The organism is Scandinavium sp. M-37, from assembly GCF_043558715.1.
GTDB lineage: Bacteria > Pseudomonadota > Gammaproteobacteria > Enterobacterales > Enterobacteriaceae > Scandinavium > Scandinavium vulneris_A.
This window is the reverse complement of sequence record NZ_JBIGIN010000002.1, coordinates 225,482-251,427: the sequence shown is the minus strand read 5'-3', so window position 1 is coordinate 251,427 and position 25,946 is coordinate 225,482. Positions and strand designations below refer to the sequence as shown.

The window sequence follows — 25,946 nt, the reverse complement described above, 5'->3', positions numbered from 1 at the left end:
AAGAATGGAAATAAAACCCTCTCCCGGGCGGGAGAGGGTTAGCTTTTATACTGCGGTCTGGAAAATCACGCCGTCTGCTTTCTCGGTGTACTGAGAAAGCTTATCGAAGTTCAGATAACGGTAGGTATCCACCGCAGTCTTATCGACCTGCGCCATGAAGGTCTGATACTCATCCGGCGTTGGCAGTTTGCCAATCAGCGCCGCAACGGCCGCCAGTTCAGCAGATGCCAGGTATACGTTAGCGCCCGTACCCAGACGGTTCGGGAAGTTACGGGTCGAGGTGGAAACCACCGTTGAACCGTCCGCCACACGCGCCTGGTTACCCATGCACAGGGAGCAACCCGGGATCTCGATACGTGCGCCGCTCTTACCGAAGACGCTGTAGTAGCCCTCTTCCGTCAGCTGTGCGGCATCCATACGGGTCGGCGGGGCTACCCACAGACGGGTTGGCAACTGGCCTTTATGGGTATCCAGCAGTTTACCCGCCGCACGGAAGTGACCGATGTTGGTCATGCACGAACCGATAAACACTTCGTCAATCTTATCGCCCTGAACGTCGGACAGCAGACGCGCATCGTCCGGATCGTTCGGTGCACACAGGATTGGCTCTTTGATATCGGCCAGATCGATGTCGATCACCGCCGCGTATTCTGCGTCAGCATCGGCTTCGAGCAGCTGTGGATCCGCCAGCCATTTTTCCATCCCCTGAATACGACGCTCCAGGGTACGACGGTCGCCGTAGCCTTCTGCAATCATCCACTTCAGCAGGACGATGTTAGAGTTGAGATACTCTTCGATCGGTGCCTGATTCAGCTTGATGGTACAGCCCGCCGCAGAACGTTCAGCCGACGCATCGGTCAGTTCGAACGCCTGTTCGACTTTCAGATCCGGCAGGCCTTCGATTTCAAGAATGCGGCCAGAGAAGATGTTCTTCTTGCCTTTCTTCTCTACGGTCAGCAGACCTTGCTTGATAGCGTACAGCGGAATGGCATGCACGAGGTCACGCAGGGTGATACCCGGCTGCATTTTACCTTTGAAGCGCACCAGCACGGATTCCGGCATGTCGAGCGGCATTACGCCGGTCGCGGCGGCAAATGCCACCAGGCCAGAGCCCGCCGGGAAGGAGATGCCAATCGGGAAACGGGTGTGGGAGTCACCACCGGTGCCCACGGTATCCGGGAGCAGCATACGGTTCAGCCACGAGTGGATAACGCCGTCACCCGGACGCAGGGACACGCCGCCACGGTTCATGATGAAGTCTGGCAGAGTGTGATGCGTACTCACGTCAACCGGCTTCGGATAGGCGGCGGTATGGCAGAAGGACTGCATCACCAAATCTGCCGAGAAGCCCAGGCACGCCAGGTCTTTCAGTTCATCACGGGTCATTGGACCGGTGGTATCCTGAGAACCGACAGAGGTCATTTTCGGTTCGCAGTAAGCGCCTGGACGCACACCGGCTACGCCGCAGGCGCGACCAACCATTTTCTGCGCCAGAGAGTAACCGCGGGTGCTTTCTGCCACATCTTTCGCATGACGGAACACGTCGCTGTGCGGCAGGCCCATCGCTTCACGCGCTTTGGTGGTCAGACCGCGGCCAATGATCAGCGGAATACGGCCCCCGGCGCGCACTTCGTCGATCAGCACGTCGGTTTTCAGCTCAAAGCTCGCCAGCAGTTCGTTGGTTTCGTGGTTACGCACTTCGCCCTTGAACGGGTAAACGTCGATAACGTCGCCCATGTTCAGGTTGTTCACGTCCACTTCAATTGGCAGCGCGCCCGCATCTTCCATGGTATTGAAGAAGATTGGTGCGATTTTACCGCCGAGAACCAGACCACCGCCGCGCTTGTTCGGCACGTGCGGAATGTCGTCGCCCATGAACCACAGTACGGAGTTGGTGGCGGATTTACGCGAAGAACCGGTCCCGACGACGTCACCGACGTAGGCCAGCGGGAAGCCTTTTTTGTTCAGCTCTTCGATTTGTTTGATAGGGCCAACGCTGCCCGGCTGATCCGGCTCAATGCCTTCACGGGCGTTTTTCAGCATCGCCAGGGCGTGCAGGGGGATATCCGGACGAGACCAGGCATCCGGTGCCGGGGACAGGTCATCGGTGTTGGTTTCACCGGTGACTTTGAACACGGTGACGGTGATTTTTTCAGCCAGCTGCGGACGGCTGGTAAACCATTCGGCATCGGCCCAGGATTGCATCACCTGTTTGGCGTAGGTGTTGCCCGCTTTCGCTTTCTCTTCCACGTCGTAGAAGTTATCGAACATCAGCAGGGTATGAGACAGGGCTTTGGCTGCAATTGGAGCCAGAGTTGCGCTGTCCAGCGCGTCGATCAGCGGATGAATATTGTAGCCGCCCTGCATGGTGCCCAGCAGTTCGATAGCTTTTTCAGGGGACACCAGTGGGGAGGTTGCTTCGCCTTTGGCGACAGCGGCAAGGAAACCGGCTTTAACATAGGCGGCTTCATCAACGCCTGGCGGTACACGGTTAATCAGCAGGTCTAACAGGAATTCTTCTTCGCCCGCGGGCGGTGCTTTCAGCAGCTCGACGAGTGCGGCCATTTGGGTTGCATCTAAAGGTTTTGCAACAATCCCCTCGGCGGCACGCTCAGCTACGTGCTTACGGTATTCTTCTAGCACGACGGTATCTCCTCGCTCTCATTATCGTAATGCACATGATCACAATGTGCATGCGGCCGGCGTTCTCTTCACGCTCCTGTGAGACAGCAGTTAGTAGGGTACTTTGCCCGATACCGCGTCGGGCAGCATAGCAGGATTTAGGGGGGGTGTTAATCTGTTTACAAAAAAGCAACATTAAAATTTTGCTGAATCGTTAAGGCCAGCATGATGCAGTCTTAAAGGCTTTTTGACGGGGTAATCTTTCCTACGGAATCGTACCAATGTGTGAAATCACCACATAAGTCAAAAACAAAAAATAAGTCTGCCTATACTCGCGGCATGGTTGCCATTTTCGGCAATACTCTCTGACACAGGCCAAAATTTTTTGCGCCAGGAGATCAAAATGACGTTGCCTTTCAAGCCCCATATCCTTGCGCTGATTTGTAGCGCCGGGCTGTTAGCCGCCTCGGGTACTTTGTATGTTAAAAGCCGGGCCGCCGAAACGCCTCCCGCGCCCACCCCTGTCGCCCAACCGGTTGCCGCTGCACCAGCGACTCCAGCAACACCTGTCCCTGCACCCGTCGGTGCTCAACCGGTTGCCACGACCTATACCGCCGCGCAAATCGATCAGTGGGTAGCGCCTGTCGCGCTCTATCCGGACAATTTATTGTCGCAGGTGCTGATGGCCTCAACCTACCCGAGCAACGTTCTGCAAGCGGTACAATGGTCGCAAGATAATCCAACCATGCAGGGCGATCCCGCCGTGCAGGCCGTCGCCAGCCAGCCGTGGGATCCGAGCGTGAAATCGCTGGTCGCCTTCCCGGCGCTGCTGTCGCTGATGGGTGAAAATCCGCAGTGGGTGCAGGACTTGGGCAACGCGTTTCTGGCCCAGCCGCAGGACGTGATGGACTCAGTGCAAAAGCTCCGGGCAGTGGCGCAGCAAACCGGGACGCTGAAATCGTCGCCGCAGCAGAAAGTGACCACCACCACCATCGCGCCGCCACCCGCCACAACCAACAACACTAGCACCACTACGGTGGTTGAACCGGCCCCGACTACGCAAATTATCAAGATCGAATCCGCCGACCCGAACGTGGTGTATGTTCCGACCTATAACCCAAACACGGTGTACGGCACCTGGCCGAATACCTCTTACCCGCCAGTCTATTTACCGCCGACACCGGGCCAGCAGTTCACCAACAGCTATATGAATGGCCTCGGATACAGCCTGGGCGTGGCGACCACCTGGGCGCTGTTCAGCAGCATCGACTGGGACGACGACTACCATCATCATGACGATGACTGGGATCGCGGGGGCTATCACGGCGGCGGAAATAACAACATCGATATCGACGTCAACAACTATAACCACTTCAGTAATCAGCATTTAGACGGTAAAAACCTGAACTGGCAGCACAACCCGACGTTCCGAAACAACGTACCGTACCCGAACAACAACGTGGCTCAGCGTTTCCATCAGACTAACGTTTCCGGCGGTCTGAGTGCCACCCAGCACGCGCCAGCCAACCGGACCGATCAGCGCCAGGCAGCGCTGGATCAGTTCCAGCAGCGCACCCACAACGGCGCGGCCGCAGGTCTGACTGCGGGCGGTGTGGCAGCCAAAGCGGGCAATCGTGACGTCCAGCGCCAGGCCGCGTCGCAGCAGCTCAACAAAATTACCCAGCGGAGTAACTACCGGGGCTATGACACGCCAGAGCACCGGGCGGCGGCGAAAAACCGAGTACAGCATCCGACGGCACAACAGCAACAGCACCGCCAGGAAGTGAAATCCCGAGCGCAGAATCCTACTGCGCAGCAGCAACAACACCGTGAAGCAGCGAAATCACAGGTACAGCAGCATCGGGCCTCGGTGACGCCGCAACAGCATCAGCAACGCCAGCAGCAGGCGCAAAAATTACGCTCCAACGCCCTGAGTGGCAACGACAGCCGTTCGCCGTCGTGGGAAGCCCAGCGCCAGCGGGGAACGCAAAGCCGCAATTCCGCGCATCTCGACAGCAATCAGCGCGCGGCAGTCCAGCGTAATGTCTCTCAACACCGCGAACTGCGTCACCGCTAAGGAGCAGCTATGAAAAAACTGATGATGACCGGCTGGCTGGCGCTGTTTGCCCTGCCCGCCTTTGCCCAACAGAATTTTACTACGCCGGAAAAGGCCTCTACGGCACTGGTCGACGCGATTTCTACGCAAAATGAAACTGTCCTCAACGATCTGCTTGGCGATAACTGGCAGCAATATCTGCCGCCGGAAGGGGCTGACCCGCAGGCGGTTGCGCGTTTCCTGCGCGACTGGAAAGTTGGCCATAAAATCGTAACTGAAGGCGATACCGCGTTTCTGAACGTCGGGCGTGAAGAGTGGCAATTGCCTATCCCGATGATAAAAACCACAGAGGGCTGGCATTTCGATATGGCTCAGGCAGCGGATGAAATTCAGACCCGTGAAATCGGCCGCAACGAGCTGTCAGCCATTCAGGCGATGCACGCCTATGTTGACGCCCAGCAGGATTACTATCAGCGCTTCCAGACTTATGCACAAAAGCTGTTAAGTTCAGAAGGTCAGAAAGACGGTCTGTATTGGCCGACGCAGCCGGGTGAAGAACCGAGCCCGCTGGGCCCGGCCTACAGCCCGACAGAGCCTGACGCGGGGTATCATGGCTATCGTTTCCGCATTATTCCGGACAGCGACAAACAGGGATTCGCCCTGATTTCCTGGCCGGTGAAATACGGTGAGACCGGGATTATGAGCTTTATGATAAACGGTAATGACACCGTTTATCAGACCGACCTGGGAATTGAGTCACAGCAGAAAGCCCAAACTCTGGAAGCCTTCAGGACGGATAAAGCCTGGCAGCCCGTGCAGTAAAATAGTTAAGCGGCCAGATGGTTTCCCGCTGGCCGCTTGATCATCTGTTACCTGCATTCCTGACTCGAACGCCATTTCTCGCCCATCAATGATTAGATACCTTTTCGACAGTTCAATGGTGGCTTTATAGATAAGTCCCTGGTCTTTATCTTCAGTGGCTCTGTAAGTATCCCTTCTAAACGAATCATTCACTACTCGTCCCAGATTATTATTTAAAGCCACGCGCAGCCCTGAACATTAAAACATACTCATCGTATTCGTCACTTTCAGTATATAAATCAGCATATATCATATGACGCCCAATGTTTTTTAATTCCCCACCTGTTAAAGTCATCCCATCCCATAAGTCTCCGTTGACGCCCCAATAAAATTGACTACAGCAAAAACGGTCAGGGTTATCAACTGTGAAAGGAAGTTTATACTCTAATATTTTTTCCCTGGTGTTGAAGTTATAAACAACAATCACCCCCGATATCTTTTTTATAAACATAAGAATTTTACTGCTTTCTTTATGATGTAATTCCCTGTACTCCACACTCATATTTTCGATATAGGGATACTTACGCTTCACCAGAATATCCAGGCTATGATAGCCGGGCTTTTCAACATAGACCATAAACCTCTGCATCGGTAGTTTATGCCGCTGACCTTCACTGACCTCTTCTTTTTGGGCAGAGTGCGCAACGGATAAAAAGAGTTGCATCATCACCAGGAGTAATATTGAGATTATCTTTAACATATACATCTCCCTATAAGATAATTACGTCCCCTAACCTTCTTATAATTGTCAAAAAAAATATGAACTTCACGTTCACACTACCAGATACAGAATGAACTCCCAGTAACCAGGGTATATTTTCGGATTATATTAAGGGTTAAGTTTGAAATATCTATGCAGGACATTCATTTCATACACACAGCAAATACAACGCAAATAAACTACTAAGAGGGAAACTTGGTCCCAGAACCTCGGGCGTGCAGTGTGGCAATGGCGTGAACTCACGCACATTTCAACTTCCTGCTGACGAGCCCCTGCTCTCTGTGGTACTTATCATCACATTGAACGGCGGGACTTTTGGATGCAGATGACAACTCAACGCGCTTATATCGTCCGGGGCGTGCTTCTCTGGCTGACCGCCTGCCTGGTGTGCAGCGCCCTGCTGTATGCGGAACAGATTCGTCGCCAATACTGGCAGTATGATCGGGCGTTCAATGCGCTGTTCAGTACCATCAGTACCGCTCTGACCCAGAATGAATCGGTCATCCCTATCCTCAACGGTGATGAAGACCTGGCGTTGCTGCGGCAAAAATTTCCGCAAATTGAGTCTCTGGAAAAAACCACTGGCAGAGCGCTGGATGCGCCTCGCGTCGAACCGCTCTCTGCCACGAGCTACTGGCTGTATAACCCCTATCGCCAGATTCGGGTGCAGGTAAATCTGGCCCCTCAGCTTCACCCGGATGCGCGCTTCGCTGATATTCGCCTGAGCCTGACGCAAAAGCCGACACCCGGGCCATATCGCTGGCACTGGATGCGACAGTTCCCACAACATTTTCAGCCGTTTATTTTGCAGGCCAGCGCCACGCCTCACTGGCTTAGCGTGGCACTATTACCTCATGCGCTGCTGGCCGCCGGATGGGCTTTGATCATCAGCATGACGATGCTGCTGCTATGGGGGCGTAAACAGCAGCGCAGCGATCGGCAGCGGGCAGACTATTATCAGCACGCTCGATTAAACACCCTGGGGGAAATGGCGGCGGGCGTGGTACATGAAATTAACCAGCCGCTGACCGCCACGCAGATGTGGATCCAGGGCGGGATGCGGCAGTTGGATCAGGGACGCATTGACGAGGCACAACACGCCATGCGTTCGGCCCTGACCCAGACGCAGCGGATTAACGACCTGTTGACCCGTTTTCGTGCCCATCTGGTTCAGGAGGAAGTCACGATGACCCGCGTCAATCTGGCCGAAAGCTGGCAGCGGGTGGGCAATTTGCTGGAACGCGAGCCCGGCTCAAAACAGATTCATATTACCCACGATTTCAGCGCGCTGTACGTACAGGCCGACAGGCTGTGGCTGGAGCAGGTGCTGCATAATTTGTTAAACAACGCGATTCAGGCCCAGGCGAACAATCCGCAGGGCTGGGTACACATTACCAGTGAAGCGGCAGGCTACCGGGTGAAAGTCACGCTGACCGATGGCGGCCCCGGCTTGAGTTCCGAAGCCCTAAAGCTCGCCCTGATGCCGCTGTTCAGCGAACGCGAGGGCGGATTGGGTCTTGGTCTGACGCTGAGCGATTCGCTCATGACCCGCATGAACGGCAGCCTTGAGCTGGCGAACGCGCCGGGCGGCGGGGCACAAATTAGTTTGTGGCTTATAAGAGAGAAATAACTATCGATGGAAAAGCATATCTATGTCGTCGATGACGATGCCTCAATTCGGGAGTCGCTCTCTTTTCTGTTCTCCACCCTCGGTTGGACAACGCAGAATTTCGACTCGATTGATGCCTTTAGTGCGGCCTGCGCGCCCGACAGGATGTTGACGGGATGTCTGTTGCTGGACATGCGAATGCCGGGCAGTAGCGGCCTGACCTGGCTTGAACAGAACAGTGCCTCACATCCGCTGCTGCCTGTGGTGATGATGACCGGTCACGGCTCTATCGACGCCTGCCGTCGGGCATTTCATCACGGCGTTTTTGAATTTTTCACCAAACCGCTGGATGCCGATCGGCTGATCGAAACGGTACATTTAGCCTTTGCCGAAAGCGAAACCCGCTCGCACGCCTGGCAGGAACACGTCCAGGCCAAACAGCTTTTCGCCCAACTGACCGCCCGCGAAACGGATGTGCTGCACGAGTTAATGACCGGGGCCAGCAACAAAGAGGTGGCGGTGCGTCTGGCCCTGTCGACGCGAACCGTCGAGGCGCACAGAGCGGCCATTTTTAACAAACTTGGCGTCAGCAGTCTGGTGCAGGCGATCCGCGAATACGACAAGCTGCACCAGGTATAATTACCAGGATCGCTGCGTATTCCCCCGAATTACGCAGCCTGTTCTGCGTTGTTAGGATGATGACCAACAACAACGAGGAACAACGCCATGAACAAACTCATCATCACCGCTGCATTGCTTGCCGGTTTCGCTACCACTGCTGCGCAGGCCGAATCCCTGAGCCAGAAAAATATCTCTCTGGCCCAGGCCAATAGCCTGGCGCAGGAAGCCATCAAATCCTGCACCGCGAACAACTATCAGGTAACGGTAACCGTGGTCGACCGCGCGGGTGTGGTCAAAGCCGTTCAGCGTACCGATAACGCCGGGCCGCACACCGTGAAGGCCAGCGAAATGAAAGCCTTTACAGCCCTGAGCATGAAGAATGCCAGTGGTAAAGTGATGGAAGCAGCCCAGAGCAACGCGGGTGCGCAGAATTTACGTGATATCCCAGGCCTGTTATTGCTGGCCGGTGGATTACCGGTCAAAGACGGGAATGAGGTGATCGGGGCTATCGGTATCGGCGGTGCGCCGGGTGGCAATCTGGACGAAGCTTGTGCGCAAGCGGCACTGGATAACGTTAAACTCTAAGATCTGTTTGTGTCGGGTGGCGCTACGCTGACCCGACCCACTGCTTTATTGGTGTCGGGTAGCGCTGCGCTGACCCGACTACAACTTAGCCCTGATGCGGCATCAGGCCTGGCTGTGCGACAACGGCAGGCCGAGTGCTGGACAGTGCGCCTTCATCAGCTTTAATGCTGCCGGAGTTGGCGGCCCAAACGCCTTCCTGAGTTTTAGAGATAGCCTGATGCTGCGCATTCAGGTCCTCGCCCATGGCCGCGATATGCGTGGTTTCAGTACCACCGCTGTTATCCGCCCACGGGATAACCGGATCGTCGGCCAATGCCAGGCCAGAAAACAGCGTCGTTGCCAGGATTGCGGTAGTCAGAAAAGTTTTCATGCTGCACCTCATTTATAGTTTTTACCCTATAAGTTTACCTCGTGATTATAATCATAGTAACCAATAGATGTGCACAGATGTTTACGTAGAAATGTTTTTAAATAAACAACTTAGCTCCAAACCTTGTCCTGACTGGTTTGTTGCAGACATAAAAAAAGCGGCCCTAAGGCCGCTTCTTACATTCAGAAAACTTATTTCTTTTTCGCTTTCGGGTTCGGCAGGTCGGTGATGCTACCTTCGAACACTTCTGCCGCCAGACCCACGGACTCATGCAGAGTCGGGTGAGCATGGATGGTCAGAGCGATGTCTTCTGCATCACAGCCCATTTCGATAGCCAGACCGATTTCGCCCAGCAGCTCGCCGCCGTTGGTACCGACAATCGCACCACCGATAACACGGTGAGTTTCTTTGTCGAAAATCAGTTTGGTCATACCGTCTGCGCAATCGGAAGCGATAGCACGGCCAGAAGCAGCCCACGGGAAGGTGGCGGTTTCGTAGCTGATACCTTTCTCTTTCGCTTCTTTCTCGGTCAGACCGACCCAGGCAACTTCTGGCTCAGTGTAGGCGATAGATGGGATCACTTTCGGATCGAAGTAGTGCTTCATGCCGGCGATAACTTCAGCGGCAACGTGACCTTCGTGAACACCTTTGTGTGCCAGCATTGGCTGACCGACGATATCGCCGATAGCAAAGATGTGCGGCACGTTAGTGCGCAGCTGCTTGTCAACGCGGATGAAGCCACGGTCGTCGACTTCCACGCCTGCTTTGCCTGCGTCGAGGTTTTTACCGTTCGGCACACGACCGATAGCCACCAACACCGCGTCGTAACGCTGCGCTTCAGCAGGGGCTTTTTTGCCTTCCATGGAAACGTAAATACCGTCTTCTTTCGCTTCAACGGCAGTCACTTTGGTTTCCAGCATCAGGTTGAATTTCTTGCTGATGCGCTTGGTGAAGACTTTTACTACGTCTTTGTCGGCAGCCGGGATAACCTGGTCAAACATTTCAACCACGTCAATCTCTGAACCCAGCGAATGGTACACGGTACCCATTTCCAGACCGATGATACCGCCACCCATGACCAGCAGGCGTTTCGGTACGGTTTTCAGTTCCAGAGCGTCGGTGGAATCCCATACGCGCGGATCTTCATGCGGAATGAACGGCAGTTCGATCGGACGGGAACCCGCCGCGATGATCGCGTTGTCGAAGTTGATCACGGTTTTGCCGTTTTCGCCTTCCACTTCCAGCGTGTTAGCACCGGTGAATTTACCCAGACCGTTGACCACTTTCACTTTACGGCCTTTGGCCATACCAGCGAGGCCGCCGGTCAGCTGGGTGATCACTTTTTCTTTCCAGGTACGAATCTTGTCGATATCGGTTTTCGGCTCGCCGAAGACGATACCGTGCTCAGCCAGCGCTTTGGCTTCTTCGATAACTTTCGCAACGTGCAGCAGTGCTTTAGAAGGGATACAGCCGACGTTCAGACAAACACCACCGAGGGTGCTGTAACGCTCGACGATGACGGTTTCCAGACCTAAATCAGCGCAACGGAAGGCAGCGGAATAGCCTGCCGGGCCTGCCCCAAGTACCACGACCTGAGTTTTGATTTCAGTACTCATCATGACCTCTGTAATTTATTTCCGGCGGTCCCTGGTCTTTAACGCCCATTGCCACCGGGACGTTCTATCCGCCCGTATTTTACAAAATTGTTAACAATTTTGAAACAACAAACGGCAAACGATTTGTCTTTTGCAGCGATAACCTCATGGTGCGCAATGAGATTACCAGAAAAAAGCCGGCCGATTGGCCGGCTTTTTCGCTTACATCACCAGGCGGCGAATGTCAGCCAGGGTGTTGTTGATGATGGTAATGAAGCGTGCACCATCAGCCCCGTCGATCACGCGGTGGTCGAAGGAGAGAGACATCGGCATCATCAGACGCGGAACGAACTCTTTACCATTCCACACCGGCTCCATCGCCGACTTGGACACACCGAGGATAGCCACTTCCGGCGCGTTAACGATAGGCGCGAAGTGAGTTGTCCCGATGCCGCCCAGGCTAGAGATGGTGAAGCAGCCGCCCTGCATTTCGCCAGCGGTCAGCTTGCCATCACGGGCTTTCTTGGAGATAGCCATCAGCTCGCGAGACAGTTCGGTGATGCTCTTCTTGTTCACATCTTTAAAGACTGGAACAACCAGACCATTCGGGGTATCAACCGCCACACCGATGTTGATGTATTTCTTCAGCGTCAGCTTCTGACCGTCTTCGGACAGGGAGCTGTTGAAGCGAGGCATCTGCTCCAGCGCGGTTGCAACGGCTTTCATAATGAAGACCACTGGGGTGAATTTCACGTCCAGTTTGCGCTTAGCGGCTTCTTCGTTCTGCTGTTTGCGGAACGCTTCCAGATCGGTGATATCGGTTTTGTCGAAGTGCGTAACGTGCGGGATCATCACCCAGTTACGGCTCAGGTTCGCACCAGAGATTTTCTGGATGCGGCCCATTTCCACTTCTTCGATTTCACCAAACTTGCTGAAGTCAACCTTCGGCCATGGCAGCATGCCCGGCAGACCACCACCGGTGGCAGCGGCAGGTGCAGACTCAGCGCGTTTGACGGCGTCTTTCACGTAGGCCTGAACGTCTTCGCGCAGGATACGGCCTTTACGACCGGTGCCTTTCACTTTCGCCAGGTTCACGCCGAATTCGCGCGCCAGACGGCGGATCAGCGGAGTCGCGTGGATGTAAGCGTCGTTCTCAGCGAACTCAGATTTGCCTTCTGCTTTCGCCGCAGGTGCTGCAGCCGGAGCCGCTTTTGCCTGAGCCGGCGCCGCAGCAGCTGGTGCAGCCGCCGGAGCTGCGCCTTCAACTTCGAAGACCATGATCAGAGAACCCGTAGACACTTTGTCGCCGGTGCTGATTTTGATTTCTTTTACGGTACCTGCGAACGGAGCCGGAACTTCCATTGAAGCCTTGTCACCTTCAACGGTTATCAGTGACTGCTCAGCGGCAACTTTGTCGCCCACTTTCACCATCACTTCGGTCACTTCAACTTCGTCACCGCCGATGTCCGGTACGTTAACGTCTTTCGCGCCGGTTGCAGCCGGAGCCGCAGCGGCGGCCTGAGCAGGCGCAGCAGCCGGTGCTTCACCCGCCACTTCGAAGACCATGATCAGGGAACCGGTAGACACTTTGTCGCCGGTATTGATTTTGATCTCTTTCACGATGCCCGCGAACGGAGCCGGGACTTCCATTGAGGCTTTGTCGCCTTCAACGGTGATCAGCGACTGTTCTGCGGCAACGGTATCGCCCACTTTGACCATGATTTCGGTGACTTCAACTTCGTCGCCGCCGATATCCGGTACGTTAACGTCTTTCGCCGCAGCCGCAGCTGGGGCAGCAGCAGGTGCCGCTTCTTTCTTCTCTTCTGCCTGAGCAGGTGCTGCAGCAGCAGCACCGTCGGCGGAATCGAAAATCATGATAAGTTTGCCGGTCTCGGTTTTGTCACCGACAGAGACTTTGATCTCTTTAACGATGCCAGCCTGTGGAGACGGAACTTCCATAGAGGCTTTGTCGCCTTCTACGGTGATCAGCGACTGTTCTGCTTCAACTTTGTCGCCAACTTTGACCAGAATCTCGGTGATTTCAACTTCATCAGCCCCGATGTCCGGCACATTGATTTCGATAGCCATTCTTCTTTTACCTCTTACGCCAGACGCGGGTTAACTTTATCTGCATCGATGTTGAACTTGGTGATTGCTTCCGCCACCACTTTCTTGTCGATTTCGCCACGTTTAGCCAGTTCGCCCAGGGCTGCAACCACCACATAAGAAGCATCAACTTCGAAGTGGTGACGCAGGTTTTCACGGCTGTCAGAGCGACCAAAGCCGTCGGTACCCAGTACGCGGTAATCATCAGCCGGTACGTAAGTACGAACCTGTTCAGCAAACAGTTTCATATAGTCAGTCGATGCCACTGCCGGCGCGTCGTTCATCACCTGAGCGATGTACGGAACGCGTGGTGTTTCCATCGGGTGCAGCATGTTCCAGCGCTCACAGTCCTGACCGTCACGGGCCAGTTCGGTGAAGGAGGTGACGGAGTACACGTCAGAGCCCACGCCGTAGTCTTTCGCCAGGATCTGCGCTGCTTCACGAACGTGACGCAGGATAGAACCGGAGCCCAGCAGCTGAACTTTACCTTTGCTACCTTCAACGGTTTCGAGTTTGTAGATACCTTTACGGATACCTTCCTCAGCACCTTCCGGCATCGCCGGCATGTGGTAGTTTTCGTTCAGGGTGGTGATGTAGTAGAACACGTTCTCTTGTTTCTCACCGTACATGCGAACCAGACCGTCATGCATGATGACAGCAACTTCGTACGCGTAAGACGGGTCGTAAGAGATACAGTTCGGGATAGTCAGAGACTGAATATGGCTGTGACCATCTTCGTGCTGCAAACCTTCGCCGTTCAGCGTAGTACGACCGGAGGTACCGCCGACCAGGAAGCCACGAGCCTGCTGATCGCCAGCCTGCCAGCACAGATCGCCGATACGCTGGAAGCCGAACATTGAGTAGTAGATGTAGAACGGGATCATTGGCAGGTTGTTGGTGCTGTAAGAGGTCGCAGCAGCCAGCCAGGATGCGCCAGCACCCAGTTCGTTGATACCTTCCTGCAGGATCTGACCTTTCTCGTCTTCTTTGTAATACGCTACCTGCTCACGGTCCTGCGGGGTGTACTGCTGGCCGTTGGAGCTGTAGATACCAATCTGACGGAACAGACCTTCCATACCGAAGGTACGCGCTTCATCGGCGAGGATTGGAACCAGACGGTCTTTGATAGACGGGTTCTTCAGCATCACGTTCAGGGCACGCACGAAAGCGATGGTGGTGGAGATCTCTTTGTTCTGCTCTTCGAGCAGCTGAGAGAAATCAGCCAGCGCAGGCATTTCCAGTTTCTCGGTGAAGTTCACCTGGCGGCTCGGCAGGTAGCCGTGCAGTTTCTGACGCTGAGCGTGCAGATAGGTGTGTTCTTCAGAACCTTCAGGGAAGGTAACGTACGGCAGTTTTTCGATGTCAGCATCGGATACCGGCACGTTGAAACGATCGCGGACGTAGCGTACGCCGTCCATGTTCATTTTCTTCACCTGGTGAGCGATGTTTTTGCCTTCGGCAGTTTCGCCCATGCCATAACCTTTAACGGTATGAGCCAGGATAACGGTCGCTTTGCCTTTGGTGTCCTGCGCGTTTTTCAGTGCAGCGTAGACTTTCTTCGGATCGTGACCACCACGGTTCAGGGCCCAGATCTGCTCGTCAGTCCAGTCAGCAACCAGGGCAGCGGTCTCCGGATATTTACCGAAGAAGTGCTCACGCACGTAGGCGCCGTTTTTGGATTTGAAGGTCTGATAATCGCCATCAACGGTTTCGTTCATCAGCTGAATCAGCTTACCGCTGGTGTCTTTACGCAGCAGCTCATCCCAACGACCGCCCCACATGACTTTCACCACGTTCCAGCCAGCGCCGCTGAAGATGCCTTCCAGTTCGTTAACGATTTTGCCGTTACCGGTGACCGGGCCATCGAGGCGCTGCAGGTTACAGTTGATGATGAAGCACAGGTTGTCCAGTTTGTCGCGGGTCGCGATGGTGATTGCGCCTTTGGATTCTGGCTCATCCATCTCACCGTCGCCCAGGAAGGCGTAAACGGTCTGCTGCGAAGTATCTTTCAGGCCACGGTGTTCCAGATATTTCAGGAATTTAGCCTGGTAGATAGCACCGATTGGGCCCAGACCCATGGAAACGGTCGGGAACTGCCAGAATTCTGGCATCAGTTTCGGGTGTGGGTAAGAAGACAGACCGTTGCCGTGAACTTCCTGACGGAAGTTGTTCATCTGCTCTTCGGTCAGACGACCTTCAAGGAAAGCACGTGCGTAAACGCCCGGAGAGATGTGGCCCTGGAAGTACACCAGATCGCCGCCGTCTTTGTCGTTGCGCGCACGGAAGAAGTGGTTATAGCACACTTCATAAATGGTTGCAGAAGACTGGAAGGAGGACATGTGGCCACCCAGTTCCAGGTCTTTCTTGGACGCGCGCAGAACGGTCATGATCGCGTTCCAGCGGATAGCAGAACGAATGCGACGTTCCAGATCCAGATTACCCGGGTATTCCGGTTCATCTTCAACGGCAATCGTGTTCACATAATTGCTTGCCCCGGCACCAGCTGCCACGTTCACACCGCCTTTGCGGGCTTCGGAAAGCAGTTGATCAATAAGATACTGAGCACGCTCAACACCTTCTTCACGGATGACCGATTCGATCGCCTGTAGCCAGTCGCGAGTTTCGATCGGATCCACGTCATTTTGTAAACGGTCTGACATGGGGGGTATTCCTTATCTATTCGTTGATTAGTCTGGAACCTGTCCCATTGCGCTTTCTGCCCTGCATATTTCGGTTGTCTCTTTGTTGGCTGCGCTTCCTCACCCCAGTCACATAGATTGCTATGTTCCAGGGGATTCGCGCACTTGCCGCCGCGATACATCCCGAACTATTTTGAGCGACGAAAAGCGCAATAAGACAGGTTCTGCGTTTAGTTGCCGCGCTCTAAAAACTGGCGCTTAAAAATAGGTGTTGCTAGTCCTTTCGTTGCTGTAGGCGGCGTAGCGAACGGTCTCGACGACTTTGCTCACGGCTGCGGTCCAGCAAGATTTCCTCAATGAAGGCCAGGTGACGGTGCGAGGCTTCACGCGCCTGCTCCGGCTCTCTGGCCATTATCGCCTCGAAAACTCGGGTGCGATGGCTGCTGACCAGCGGAAGCATTTCCCGGCGGGCATACAGCAATTCAAAGTTCTGTCGAACGTTCTGTGCAAGCATGGGTTCCATGCAGCGTAGCAGATGGAGTAAGACCACATTATGGGCAGCTTCGGTGACGGCAATTTGATACTGGACGACAGCGCTGGATTCGGCATCAAGATCGCCAGACTGCTGTGCGATTTCAATCGCCCGGTGCAGCTCGCGGATGCGCGTACGGTCTTCTTCGTTACTGCGTAATGCAGCATAGTACGCGGCAATGCCTTCCAGCGCGTGGCGTGTTTCCAGCAGGTCAAACTGGGATTCAGGGTGGTCGGAGAGCAATTCTACCAGCGGATCGCTGAAGCTCTGCCAAAGGCTACTTTGCACAAAGGTACCGCCGCCCTGGCGACGAAGCAGTAGGCCCTTCGCTTCGAGACGTTGAATCGCCTCACGCAGAGAGGGACGAGAAACGTCGAACTGTTTAGCCAGCTCGCGTTCAGGTGGAAGTTTTTCACCGGGGCGCAGCGTCCCCTCAAGAATCAAAAACTCCAGCTGCTGCTCAATCACATCGGATAATTTTGGTTGGCGGATTTTGCTGTAGGCCATGGTTCCCTGTCTCAAGCCATTTACCCGGAGTCAATTGGTCTTACCAATTCATGGTTCGTGACGGTAAAGTAACAAAGTATTCACCTTCTGTCCATACAGGTTTTGATTGAAATCAGTAAACCGGGCACATTTTAACAACCTTACAGAAGGCATGTTTCAGAACTGCAACTTAGAACATATTTTACGTTTACCCACAAAGAGGGAGATTTAACCTGCGCGAAACGAAAAAGTTTCGCCTCTCTGCATTTACAGTTGCTTTCTTTTTATGCAACTCGTCAGCATCCCTGCACAAAGCAGGTGCATTCGGCCGCACTTACCACTATTCTTCCAGCTGCGGAAGACTCACACGCAACTTTCAGCCATCCGCTATGTAAAAAATAATGTACAGGATATGGAAGTTCATAATGACACACGCTGAGAACCCATTGGGTTCTTAAAAAGCGTAGAAAAATTAATCACTCACGAGGTTTCATAATGGAAGGTCAACAGCAAGGCGAACAGCTGAAGCGCGGCCTGAAAAACCGCCACATTCAGCTGATTGCGCTGGGTGGAGCTATCGGAACGGGCCTGTTTCTGGGCAGCGCCTCCGTTATTCAATCCGCAGGGCCGGGGATCATTCTCGGTTACGCGATAGCAGGGTTCGTGGCCTTTCTGATTATGCGTCAGTTAGGTGAAATGGTCGTTGAAGAGCCGGTCGCAGGTTCCTTTAGCCACTTTGCCTACAAATACTGGGGCAACTTTGCCGGTTTCGCATCCGGCTGGAACTACTGGGTGCTGTATGTCCTGGTGGCGATGGCTGAACTGACGGCAGTCGGGAAATACATCCAGTTCTGGTGGCCTGAAATCCCGACCTGGGCATCAGCAGCGGTGTTCTTTGTGGCAATTAACCTCATTAACCTGACCAACGTGAAAGTGTTCGGGGAGATGGAGTTCTGGTTTGCCATCATCAAAGTTGTCGCGGTAGTGGCGATGATCCTGTTCGGTGGCTGGCTACTGTTCAGCGGCAATGGTGGCCCACAGGCAACCGTGCGCAACCTGTGGGAACAGGGCGGCTTCCTGCCGCATGGCATCCAGGGGCTGGTGATGATGATGGCGATCATCATGTTCTCCTTTGGCGGCCTTGAGCTGGTCGGCATTACCGCCGCCGAAGCCGATGACCCGCAGAAGAGCATCCCGAAAGCCACCAATCAGGTTATCTACCGTATCCTGATTTTCTATGTAGGCTCGCTGGCCGTTCTGCTGTCACTGCTGCCGTGGACCCGCGTCACCTCTGACACCAGCCCGTTCGTGCTGATTTTCCACGAGCTGGGGGACACCTTCGTGGCGAACGCCCTGAACGTGGTGGTACTGACTGCCGCGCTGTCGGTCTACAACAGCTGCGTCTATTGCAACAGCCGGATGCTGTTCGGCCTGGCCCAGCAGGGCAATGCCCCGAAAGCGCTGACCAAAGTCGACAAGCGTGGTGTACCGGTAAACACGATTCTGGTGTCTGCGGTGTTCACCGCACTGTGCGTGCTGATCAACTACCTGGCACCGGAATCGGCCTTCGGTCTGCTGATGGCGCTGGTGGTTTCTGCGCTGGTCATCAACTGGGCGATGATTAGCCTGGCGCACATGAAGTTCCGTCGGGCGAAGCAGCAGCAGGGCCTGAGCACTCGCTTCCCTGCCCTGTTCTATCCGCTGGGAAACTGGATTTGCCTGTTTACCGTTGCCGCAGTGCTGGTCATCATGCTGATGACGCCGGGCATGGCCATATCCGTATATCTGATCCCAGTGTGGATTGTGATTCTGGGCATTGGCTATCTGGTTAAACAGAGAGGGGCGAAAGCCGTTCGCGCGTAATCCCATCCTCTCTTACTACGCTGATTATCCACATGGTGTAGCGGCTGAAAACCGCTACACCAGCATGTTACGCGCTTCACACTTTCCTCCCCACAGCTGATTTATCCATATCATCACCGCATTCCTGCTACGCATTTTTTTGAAAGCCTGCGAATAATCATCTGCATATCTCATTGCGGAGAAGTGTCGATGGACAACAACAAATTATCGGTAAAAGAAAAGATCGGCTACGGAATGGGCGACGCGGGATGCAACATCATCTTCGGCGCCATTATGTTGTTTGTTAACTATTTTTATACGGATATTTTCGGTTTAGCCCCGGCGCTGGTCGGGGTGTTACTGCTCTCAATTCGCGTCATCGACGCGGTGACGGACCCGATTATGGGGGCAATGGCGGACCGCACCCGCAGTAAATATGGTCGTTTTCGGCCGTGGCTACTGTGGATTGCCTTCCCCTACGCGCTGTTCAGCGTGCTGATGTTCACCACCCCGGAATGGAGTTACAGCAGCAAGGTTATCTATGCCTTCGTGACCTACTTCCTGCTGTCGATAACCTATACGGCGATCAACATTCCTTATTGTTCGCTCGGGAGCGTTATCACCAACGATCCGAAAGAGCGCGTGGCGTGTCAGTCCTATCGCTTCGTGATGGTCGGCATTGCCACCCTGTTGCTGTCGCTGACCTTACTGCCAATGGTCGACTGGTTTGGCGGCGATAACAAAGCCAAAGGCTATCAAATGGCGATGACCGTGCTGGCGTTTATCGGCATGTGTATGTTCCTGTTCTGCTTTGCCACCGTGCGTGAACGCGTGCGTCCGGCGGTGCAAACCAACGATGAACTCAAGCGTGATCTTAAAGACGTGTGGAAAAACGATCAGTGGGTGCGCATCCTGCTGCTGACCCTGTGCAATGTCTGCCCGGGCTTTATCCGCATGGCGGCGACCATGTACTACGTTACCTGGGTAATGCAACAGAGCACCCATTTCGCCACGCTGTTTATCAGCCTCGGCGTGGTCGGGATGATGATCGGCAGTATGTTAGCGAAGGTATTGACCGACCGCTGGTGCAAACTGCAGGTGTTCTTCTGGACCAACATTGCGCTAGCGATTTTCTCCTGCGCCTTCTACTTCTTCGATCCGCACGCCACGATGATGATCATGGTGCTCTATTTCCTGCTCAACATCCTGCATCAGATCCCTTCCCCGCTGCACTGGTCGCTGATGGCCGATGTGGACGACTATGGCGAATGGAAAACAGGTAAACGCATCACCGGCATCAGCTTCTCCGGCAACCTGTTCTTCCTGAAAGTCGGGCTGGCGGTCGCCGGGGCGATGGTCGGGTTCCTGCTCTCCTGGTATGGTTATGATGCGGGCGCGAAAGCACAAGGCCCGGATGCGCTCAACGGGATCGTGCTGCTGTTCAGCGTCATCCCTGGCGTCGGTTATCTGATTACCGCCGGGGTCGTTCGCCTGCTGAAAGTGGATCGGGAATTAATGAAACAGATCCAGGCCGATCTGGAAAAACGTCGTCAGAACTATCGCGAACTGAGTGAATATCAACAACAGGCAGAGCTGGTGAGGAAACCACAATGAACAATTGGCCTAACCCGTTTATCGAGCAGCGTGCGGACCCATTTATTCTGCATCACGAGGGGGCGTATTACTTCATCGCCTCAGTACCGGAATATGACCGGCTGGAAATCCGCCGCGCCGCTGACATCGCCGGTTTACGCACTGCTGAACCGGTAGTGGTCTGGCGTAAACCCGATAGCGGCCCGATGAGCCAGCTAATTTGGGCGCCGGAACTGCACTGCATTGACGGCACCTGGGTCATCTATTTTGCCGCCACGCACACCCATGACCTTGATGAATTGGGGATGTTCCAGCATCGGATGTTCGCGCTGACCTGTGACGATGCCGACCCGCTGACCGGTGCGTGGCAAGAAAGAGGCCAGGTGAAAACGCCGTTTGATACCTTCGCGCTCGACGCAACCACATTCATGCATCAGGGAAAGCAGTGGTATCTGTGGGCGCAAAAGGCGCCGGATATTGCCGGAAATTCCAATCTGTATCTGGCGGAGCTGGAAAATCCATGGACGCTGAAAGGCCAGCCGGTGATGCTCAGTAAACCCGAATTTGACTGGGAGTGTCGGGGCTTTCTGGTGAACGAAGGCCCGGCGGTGATTGTCCACGGCAACCGCCTGTTCGTCAGCTATTCTGCCAGCGCCACCGATGAGAACTACTGCATGGGCCTGTTATGGATTGATCTCGACGCCGACCCGATGCAGGCCAGCAACTGGCATAAATCACCGCAGCCGGTGTTCACCACCAGCTATGAAAATCGGCAATACGGCCCGGGCCATAACAGCTTTACCCAAACGCCAGACGGCCAGGATGTGCTGGTCTATCACGCCAGAAACTACACCGAAATCGAAGGCGACCCGCTGTATGACCCTAACCGCCATACCCGGTTGAAGCTCATCCACTGGCATGAAAACGGGATGCCTGACTTCGGCGTCCCGCATGCGGATTCGCTGTAAAACAGTGACCGACGCTCCTGACTCTTCAGGAGCGTTTTTTGGTGTAACAGCCCTCTTTTTTTGTCAGACCAATTATTTATTGTTATGTGACAACTTTCTCAATTGACAAAAAACATAACCATCAGAGCAAATATCTCAATAGTCAAATAAACCCCCAGTCCATAGAGTAAAAAATACACACTCATGCCTGGAGAGAAAAATGACAACACTCAGGAAATTATCCGTTGCCGAGAAAATTGGCTTCGGCATGGGCGATGCCGCATGTGGCATCGTTTATTCTTCGGTTACTATGTTCTTAACGTATTTTTATACCGATATTTATGGACTCTCGGCAGCAGCCGTCGGGGTAATGTTTCTGGTGACCCGTATTCTCGACGCCATTACCGATCCGTTAACGGGATTGGTCGCGGATCGGGTACGTACGCGCTGGGGCCATTTTCGGCCATGGTTGATTTGGTTCGCCATTCCTTACGCGGTATTGGCGGTATTAACCTTCACAACGCCAGACTTTGGCGCATCGGGTAAATTACTCTATGCCTATATCACCTATACGTTATTAATGCTGTGCTACACCTTTATCAATATTCCTTACTGTGCACTTGGCGGGGTGATTACAGCTGATGAAAAAGATCGTTTATCCGCGCAATCCTATCGCTTCACCATCTCTTCCCTTGCCGGTCTTGTGGTCTCGGTGGCGACTTTATTCTTAGTCGACTGGCTTGGAAAAGAGAATAAACAGTTTGGTTTCCAGGCCACAATGGCGATTATGGGGACCCTGGCCGTGATCATGTTATTTTTCTGCTTCTTCACAACGTCAGAACGTGTCCGTCCGACCAGTGAAAGCAACAACAGTATGATGGGCGATCTGCGTATTTTACTCGCCAACGATCAGTGGCGAATCGTGGCGATCATCACGTTCTTTTCCAGCATGGCGGGTGTGATGCGTAGCGCAGCGACGCTGTACTATGCCACCTATCTGATGTTGGGAGGCGTTGAAAGCGCAGCCGGAACGGCAATGAAATCAGCGTTTGTTTCCACCAGCGTCATCGGGACCATTATCGGCAGTATCGCCGCGGGTTATTTAGCACAGCGCTATCGGGCGGTGTCACTGTTCAAAAATATTAACTTACTCCTGGTCATCATCGGCGTCGTGATGTTCTTTGTCCCGCCCACCTGGCTGGCAGTTGTCTTCCCACTCTATTTCCTGGTCGGTTTTTTCCATCAAATGTATCAGCCTTTTAAATGGAATATGATGGCCAACGCCGCTGATTACGGCGAATGGAAATTTGGGCGCCGTATTACTGGCCTCTCTTTTTCCGGTAACTTATTTGCTTTAAAAATGGGGATGGCCGTAGCCGGTGCATTTGTCGGTTTTTCTCTCGGCTGGTTTGGTTATCAGGCGGGTGTACCAACCCAAACGACACTCGCCACCACTGGGATAATCAGCTTATTAACCATTGGACCGTCCATTTCCTATTTCATCCTGTACTGGTTAAGCCGTTTTTATACCCTTGACGATCAGATGATGAGCAAAATACAGCGTGAACTGGCGCTGCGTCAGCAGGCAAATGCTACCAGCCCGATTAGCGAATCCCCTGTAATGGTGAAAAATATCACCGAGCCAATGACCACCACCGGAGAGAATCATCATGCCTAATCACACTGCACGCCCCGGATACTATAAAAATCCGATTCTGCATGCCGATTATTCTGACCCTGACATTGTGCGTGCAGGTGATGATTTCTATATGGTGGCCTCCAGCTTTAATCATTTTCCCGCACTGCCTATTTTGCACTCACGGGATTTAGTCAACTGGACCATTATTAATCACGTCTTTTCCACCTTTAACGATGCGACCTACGACACCATGCAGCCTGGAAAAGGCGTTTGGGCGCCGTCGATTCGCCATCACGACGGTAAATTTTGGGTCTTTTTCAGTACGCCTGATGAAGGCATCTTTATGTCCTGCACGACCGACCCCCATGCAGAATGGAGTGCCCCCCACTGCGTCAAATTGGCGAAAGGCTGGATAGACCCTTGTCCGCTGTGGGACGACGATGGCCGCGCCTGGCTGGTTCATGCTTTCGCCCATAGCCGCACCGGCAGAAAACATCAGTTGCAGCTGATGGAAATGTCGCCTGATGGCCGCTCTCTGCTTGATGACGGGCAAATTATTTACGATGGTGCACTGGACAACCCCACCCTTGAAGGGCCGAAGTTCTACAAACGCAACGGTTGGTATTACATCTTTGCACCAGCAGGAGGGGTGGAAACCGGCTGGCAGTCGGTACTGCGGGCCAGAAGCGTGCAGGGGCCATGGGAGGCGCGCATCGTTTTGCAACAGGGCGAAACCCATGTTAACGGCCCTCATCAAGGCGGCTTTGTTGAACTGGAAAACGGCGAATGCTGGTTCATACATTTTCAGGATGCCGACCTCTACGGGCGCATTGTCCACCTACAACCGATGCACTGGCAGACGGACGACTGGCCGTTTATCGGCAAGCAGCAAGCAACAGATGCTCCCGGGCAACCAGTGATTGAATACCCGTTGCCCTCGGTGGCGCAACATCCTCAGGGCTATCTTAATCCACAAACCAGCGATGATTTCGCCCGTGGATATCCCGGACGACAATGGCAGTGGCAGGCCCAGCCACAGGCAGATTGGCTACAACCGACGCTCAACGCCCTGGCGCTGACCTGCCAGCCAATGCGCGAATATCAGGGCGAACTGGCGCTCTATAGCCAGCCAAACCTGCTGTTGCAAAAATTCCCGGCGCGTGAATTCTGCGTCACCACCGTTTTAAGCGCGGGTTTTCAGCATGAGGGTGAACTCAGCGGACTGATTGTGTATGGAGAACGCTATGCAACGCTTGCGCTTTCTCAGTGCAAAGGACAACGTAAAATCGTGCTGATCGCTGCGTGGATGAGTGATACCGGCAGGCTACATCAGCAACAGCGTGACATTGCCGACTGGCCGTCCAACGCACCGCTATGGCTTAGAGTAGAGGTTAAATCAGGCGGCCTGTGTTATTTCAGCTACAGCGAGAATGCCAAGGACTGGCAGGCCGTCACGCCCTATTTTGCTGCTGGAAAAGGCAAATGGGTGGGGGCTAAAGTAGGCGTTTTTGCCGCCGCGAATCAACATTCGTCCCTCCCAGGCACAGGCGTTTTCTCGCGTTTTGCGGTAGATGTCTAAATTGATTGTCGTCCGGTAGCCGACGTTCATTGAGAGGCAGAAATGCCTCTCCTTTTCTTAAAATCACATCTTATGAGATCTATTATAATTACCTGAATGAAACCCCTTACTTAACCCCGTATTAATACCGCCTAACACACTGAATCCCATTATTCAACTTATTAATAAAATAATATCCGTAATCATTCTGCATACTTGATTTGGCGATGACGGGAAAACATACTTTCTGCCACACTCAAAATATTAAATGCATCCCGATTTCATTGCTTACTGAGGCATCATGAATATTAAGGCATTAATTAATATATTATTGGCATCAATTTCACTCTCTTTTATTGTTGATGCTTCCGCTAGTTCTCCCAAAGGAGGAACATTTAAATTTAATCAAAGCAACAATAACAATGGAAATGCACTCGATCCAATGGATATGCCACTCGCAATGCCCATTTCTGACTTTTTTGGCCGCAAGGAAGACGGGGAATGGGAAGTGGAGGATGGTGCCAATATCGCTGTGAATATTATGTATGTCGTTTCTGAGGGTTATGAAGACAGTAATTATGCAGATTATTATAACAGTGATTTCGCACTAAAAGGATATAACCCACGACAACCAGCTGAAGATGCGCTTAGTGAGGACAATGATGGCGCAGATGTACTTTCACTCAATGATGCCAAAACAAACCCCTTTATTTATGGGAAGGCAGCCGACCAGCCCGTAAATAATATAGCAGTCACAACCTGCCACGAATCAGTAACAGTAGAAGAATACACACCATCGTGTAGCTACTGGGCTAATGATTCTGATTACACGCGCTACGCAGATCTTTATCGCCAATATGGCAACAGATTACGTGTTGATACCGTACTCTTTCCCGCGATCGGCAGGCCGACTTTAGGCAAGCCCAGGCGAGATGTGACCGCCGATTCAGCCTATGGTGAAAGACAAGAAAGAATTATGTACTTCCCTCATCGTCATCTCGATTTGATTCATGTCGAAGCGCTGATCCTGAGAAGCGGTGGCGAGGCAGTGAATGATGAAATGGATCGACGGATTGTCACCTTTACCTACCGCCGTAACACATACAGTCCAACAAATACTATTTTCACATTATTTCGCAAGGATGATGTCCGTGACCCCGTCTACCCATACTATTCACCTTCATTATCATGGGGAGCGATTCATTCAGACAAGCCTTATATTTTTACTATCCCCTCACGAACTTTTTTGCCAGAAAAATTTGATATCCGGGATGTTGAAGCGATTCATACCCGCTTGTCAGGATTACGCCGCACAACTAACTGGGCGTGCCTTGCTGAGGATGACTCAGGCGCAGCAACCCCTGCCGGAAGGTATTGCTACGGCGAAGGTGATACCAACCATCATGAACTCTACCGCTCGAATGCTTATGTTTGTTTTTATGACCATAGCGTGAAGAAACTTCCCAGCGGGGCGGCACCTGAGAGATTATCGATATGTGGTGCGGATGGAAATACGGTAACTTCTTCGATGCCTCCTAAATATGATCCTGATGGCGAGCGTTAA

Annotated in this window: 18 protein-coding genes; 11 read left to right on the top strand and 7 right to left on the bottom strand. The window is 53.4% G+C overall.

Annotated elements, in window-relative coordinates; all coding sequences use genetic code 11:
* Positions 1 to 45: 45 nt before the first annotated feature.
* Positions 46 to 2,643 carry a bifunctional aconitate hydratase 2/2-methylisocitrate dehydratase gene (gene acnB, locus ACG0Z5_RS03080; protein WP_394445271.1) on the bottom strand — a complete coding sequence of 866 codons (2,598 nt, stop codon included), beginning with the start codon at positions 2,641 to 2,643 and terminating at the stop codon, positions 46 to 48.
* 382 nt (positions 2,644 to 3,025) lie between these two features.
* Here acnB and ACG0Z5_RS03075 point away from each other — a divergent pair, with 382 nt between their 5' ends.
* Both ACG0Z5_RS03075 and ACG0Z5_RS03070 read left to right on the top strand, forming a co-directional pair.
* Positions 3,026 to 4,699 carry a DUF3300 domain-containing protein gene (locus tag ACG0Z5_RS03075; protein WP_394445270.1) on the top strand — a complete coding sequence of 558 codons (1,674 nt, stop codon included), beginning with the start codon at positions 3,026 to 3,028 and terminating at the stop codon, positions 4,697 to 4,699.
* Positions 4,700 to 4,708: 9 nt separating this feature from the next.
* Positions 4,709 to 5,500 carry a DUF2950 family protein gene (locus ACG0Z5_RS03070; protein WP_394445269.1) on the top strand — a complete coding sequence of 264 codons (792 nt, stop codon included), beginning with the start codon at positions 4,709 to 4,711 and terminating at the stop codon, positions 5,498 to 5,500.
* Between the two features lie 208 nt (positions 5,501 to 5,708).
* Here ACG0Z5_RS03070 and ACG0Z5_RS03065 read toward each other — a convergent pair whose 3' ends face one another.
* Positions 5,709 to 6,239 carry a hypothetical protein gene (locus ACG0Z5_RS03065; RefSeq protein ID WP_394445267.1) on the bottom strand — a complete coding sequence of 177 codons (531 nt, stop codon included), beginning with the start codon at positions 6,237 to 6,239 and terminating at the stop codon, positions 5,709 to 5,711.
* Between the two features lie 340 nt (positions 6,240 to 6,579).
* Here ACG0Z5_RS03065 and ACG0Z5_RS03060 point away from each other — a divergent pair, with 340 nt between their 5' ends.
* The 3 genes from ACG0Z5_RS03060 to ACG0Z5_RS03050 all read left to right on the top strand — a co-directional run bounded on the left by ACG0Z5_RS03060 (position 6,580) and on the right by ACG0Z5_RS03050 (position 9,075).
* Positions 6,580 to 7,890 (top strand): sensor histidine kinase, encoded by a 1,311-nt coding sequence (locus ACG0Z5_RS03060; protein WP_394445266.1) that lies wholly within the window; start codon positions 6,580 to 6,582, stop codon positions 7,888 to 7,890.
* A gap of 6 nt (positions 7,891 to 7,896) precedes the next feature.
* Positions 7,897 to 8,508 (top strand): response regulator transcription factor, encoded by a 612-nt coding sequence (locus tag ACG0Z5_RS03055; RefSeq protein WP_394445264.1) that lies wholly within the window; start codon positions 7,897 to 7,899, stop codon positions 8,506 to 8,508.
* Positions 8,509 to 8,595: 87 nt separating this feature from the next.
* Positions 8,596 to 9,075, top strand: a complete 480-nt coding sequence (locus ACG0Z5_RS03050; RefSeq protein WP_394445263.1) for a GlcG/HbpS family heme-binding protein — start codon at positions 8,596 to 8,598, stop codon at positions 9,073 to 9,075.
* 85 nt (positions 9,076 to 9,160) lie between these two features.
* On the opposite strand, the gene ACG0Z5_RS03045 is transcribed toward ACG0Z5_RS03050, so the two are convergent.
* From ACG0Z5_RS03045 to pdhR, 5 genes are all read right to left on the bottom strand, one after another.
* The gene (locus ACG0Z5_RS03045; RefSeq protein WP_394445262.1) at positions 9,161 to 9,445 is read right to left on the bottom strand and encodes a hypothetical protein; all 285 of its coding nucleotides are present in this window, start codon (positions 9,443 to 9,445) and stop codon (positions 9,161 to 9,163) included.
* A 191-nt stretch (positions 9,446 to 9,636) separates the two neighbouring features.
* Positions 9,637 to 11,061 (bottom strand): dihydrolipoyl dehydrogenase, encoded by a 1,425-nt coding sequence (gene lpdA / locus ACG0Z5_RS03040; RefSeq protein WP_110510792.1) that lies wholly within the window; start codon positions 11,059 to 11,061, stop codon positions 9,637 to 9,639.
* 201 nt (positions 11,062 to 11,262) lie between these two features.
* Positions 11,263 to 13,128, bottom strand: a complete 1,866-nt coding sequence (gene aceF / locus ACG0Z5_RS03035) for a pyruvate dehydrogenase complex dihydrolipoyllysine-residue acetyltransferase (protein WP_394445261.1) — start codon at positions 13,126 to 13,128, stop codon at positions 11,263 to 11,265.
* Between the two features lie 14 nt (positions 13,129 to 13,142).
* Positions 13,143 to 15,806 carry a pyruvate dehydrogenase (acetyl-transferring), homodimeric type gene (gene aceE / locus ACG0Z5_RS03030; protein ID WP_394445260.1) on the bottom strand — a complete coding sequence of 888 codons (2,664 nt, stop codon included), beginning with the start codon at positions 15,804 to 15,806 and terminating at the stop codon, positions 13,143 to 13,145.
* Between the two features lie 253 nt (positions 15,807 to 16,059).
* Positions 16,060 to 16,824, bottom strand: a complete 765-nt coding sequence (gene pdhR, locus ACG0Z5_RS03025; RefSeq protein ID WP_319628160.1) for a pyruvate dehydrogenase complex transcriptional repressor PdhR — start codon at positions 16,822 to 16,824, stop codon at positions 16,060 to 16,062.
* Positions 16,825 to 17,298: 474 nt separating this feature from the next.
* Between pdhR and aroP the strand changes: the two genes are divergently transcribed.
* The 6 genes from aroP (at position 17,299) to ACG0Z5_RS02995 (ending at position 25,946) form a co-directional block, all read left to right on the top strand.
* The gene (gene aroP, locus ACG0Z5_RS03020) at positions 17,299 to 18,666 is read left to right on the top strand and encodes an aromatic amino acid transporter AroP (RefSeq protein ID WP_394445259.1); all 1,368 of its coding nucleotides are present in this window, start codon (positions 17,299 to 17,301) and stop codon (positions 18,664 to 18,666) included.
* 189 nt (positions 18,667 to 18,855) lie between these two features.
* On the top strand, positions 18,856 to 20,259 hold the full coding sequence (locus ACG0Z5_RS03015; RefSeq protein ID WP_394445258.1) for a glycoside-pentoside-hexuronide (GPH):cation symporter: 1,404 nt from the start codon (positions 18,856 to 18,858) through the stop codon (positions 20,257 to 20,259).
* On the top strand, positions 20,256 to 21,206 hold the full coding sequence (locus ACG0Z5_RS03010; RefSeq protein ID WP_394445257.1) for a family 43 glycosylhydrolase: 951 nt from the start codon (positions 20,256 to 20,258) through the stop codon (positions 21,204 to 21,206). Before ACG0Z5_RS03015 ends, ACG0Z5_RS03010 begins: the two co-directional genes overlap by 4 nt.
* A 199-nt stretch (positions 21,207 to 21,405) precedes the next feature.
* Complete coding sequence (locus ACG0Z5_RS03005; protein ID WP_394445256.1) at positions 21,406 to 22,863, top strand: glycoside-pentoside-hexuronide (GPH):cation symporter; 1,458 nt, start codon at positions 21,406 to 21,408, stop codon at positions 22,861 to 22,863.
* Positions 22,856 to 24,403, top strand: coding sequence for a glycoside hydrolase 43 family protein (locus ACG0Z5_RS03000; protein ID WP_394445255.1), 1,548 nt, complete (start codon positions 22,856 to 22,858; stop codon positions 24,401 to 24,403). The genes ACG0Z5_RS03005 and ACG0Z5_RS03000 overlap by 8 nt, the downstream gene beginning before the upstream one ends.
* Before the next feature lie 280 nt (positions 24,404 to 24,683).
* On the top strand, positions 24,684 to 25,946 hold the full coding sequence (locus ACG0Z5_RS02995) for a hypothetical protein (protein ID WP_394445254.1): 1,263 nt from the start codon (positions 24,684 to 24,686) through the stop codon (positions 25,944 to 25,946).